Origin of the sequence: Photobacterium profundum (genome assembly GCF_003026285.1) — a bacterium.
Lineage (GTDB): Bacteria > Pseudomonadota > Gammaproteobacteria > Enterobacterales > Vibrionaceae > Photobacterium > Photobacterium profundum.
In genome coordinates, this window is the sequence record NZ_PYOD01000038.1 from 1 (window position 1) to 1,981 (window position 1,981).

General features: G+C 46.4%; 2 protein-coding genes. Both read right to left on the reverse strand.

Annotated features, from left to right (window positions below; all coding sequences use genetic code 11):
- Positions 1–57: 57 nt before the first annotated feature.
- Positions 58–1,131: an N-acetylneuraminate synthase gene (gene neuB, locus C9J48_RS27565; protein ID WP_006232871.1), complete on the reverse strand. Its 1,074-nt coding sequence runs from the start codon at positions 1,129–1,131 to the stop codon at positions 58–60.
- 7 nt (positions 1,132–1,138) lie between these two features.
- On the reverse strand, positions 1,139–1,981 hold an 843-nt coding region (gene neuC, locus C9J48_RS27570; protein ID WP_107281305.1), incomplete at its 5' end, for a UDP-N-acetylglucosamine 2-epimerase.

The window sequence follows — 1,981 nt, forward strand, 5'->3', positions numbered from 1 at the left end:
ACCAAGACACTGGCATGCCCCCCCCCACCAATAATCAAAAGAGGCTTGATAAGCGAACTACTCAACAATCAAATCTCCAGCATCATAATCAATCGAAGCACGCTTATTTAATAAGTCCCAGTAGTTGTATGGCGACATTCCAGAGCCTGGGCGTTTAATGGTTATATTGTCTTCACTGAGTGCTTCGCCTGCCTTAATCGCTTTAGCGGCCACTAAACTTTTACGTGCCACGGCTTTATTTTTCACTTCCGACACCGTTGGGCTCTTCACTCCCACGCCAAGCGCAACCTCCACTTGACGAATCGCTGCTACCATGGCGGCAAGCTCAGAAGGCTCTAGTGACGCTTTATGATCGGGCCCCTCCATGTTTTTATCGAGAGTGAAGTGCTTTTCAATCAGTACCGCACCACGCGCGACAGCAGCTATCGGGATAGTAATGCCTTCACTGTGATCCGAATACCCCGCTGGAAGTTCAAAGGCACGACCCAAGGTATCCATCGCCTTGAGGTTAATTTCAGCCATCGGCGCGGGGTATTCAGTCGTGCAGTGCAGTACGGTTACTTTCTGCTTAAGGGCTTGTTGCCCTTGCTCTGAGGCATACGCTTGCTGAAAGGCGAGTTCACTTGGCTCGGCTGTTTTGTCTGCGATGTAACCAAATGCAATCACACCTAATACCGCTTCAATTTCAGACAAGGTGGCCATCCCAGTCGAAACAATCAAATCACAATCGGTTCGCGCATGCTCTAATACCAACGGGGCATTAGTGATTTCGCCCGATGGAATTTTAAGCCGTGTCAACCCCAAATTGTTAACCAAAAAATTCAAACTGTCGGAATCAAAGGCGGTAGATAAAAACTCAATGCCCAACGATTCACAATGTTTTATCAATTGGTGGTGTACCTCAAAAGAGAGCTCTAAACGGCTCAGCATGGCCAATTGTGATTCTTGTTTTTGCGTGTTCGTGACTTGATATTCTGCCTGCTCTGCATCCTCAGTCACTAAATTCTTTGCTTTAAAGGTTTGAAATTTGACGATATCAGCACCCGCTTGATGGGCGGCATTGACGAGTTCAAACGCCAATTTTTCATCGCCATTATGATTAACACCGGCTTCAGCAATAATTAAGGTCATGATAGTCTCACTGTACATCGTCAAAAGTTAAATCGTAAAACGCTTTACTGGGTTCAAAGTTCAGTGACTTTATCATCTCAATCACTTTAGCACTGCTATCACCCTGCCCATAAGGATTATGAATCTGCTCATCCCGCTGTTTATAATTGCGAGTAACCGCCACCTTTATTGCATCAGCCATGGAGGTTTGAGTGGGCTGTGTATTTAAGACACTTTTAGCCGCTAAGCGCCCTTTTTGTCTGGTTCCAATATTGACCGTTGGCACATCAAAAGAAGGAACTTCAATAATGCCGCTAGAAGAATTACCAATCACCGCTGTCGCATGCGCTATTGAGCTTAAATAACGCACTTGCCCTAAAGAAGGAATAGCGAGGACACGTCGAGGATGCTGACGTGCATACTCTTCCAGCATAGGAATAATACGACGGCCGCCATCATCGGCATTAGGATAAGTAAGGATCACTTGATGATCGGGGTATGCATCCAACGTATCGAGCAACATTTGAAACGTGGTTTCAGGTGCTTCATCTCCCAATGTAACGGGATGATAAGTGACAACAAAATACGGTTTTGTCAGCTTAAAATTGAGCGACTCAGATAACTCATCAACACTCATGAACGTCGCACGCTTTAAATGATCCAGCCCGATCGCACCGACATTGGTGACGCGTTCAGGCGCTTCACCCAATTGAATTACACGTTGGCGGTACGCTTCCGTTGATGTGCCGTGCAAATAACTTAATTTGGTGATGGCATGACGGATCGCATCGTCATACGCACCCTCGGTGATCTCGCCACCGTGTAAATGGACAATGGGAATACGCATAATCATTGCCGTTTGTGCCGCTGC

Coding starts and splice junctions, on each gene's coding strand:
- neuB (WP_006232871.1), bottom strand. CDS start 1,131: ATGACCTTAATTATTGCTGAAGCCGGTGTTAATCATAATGGCGATGAA.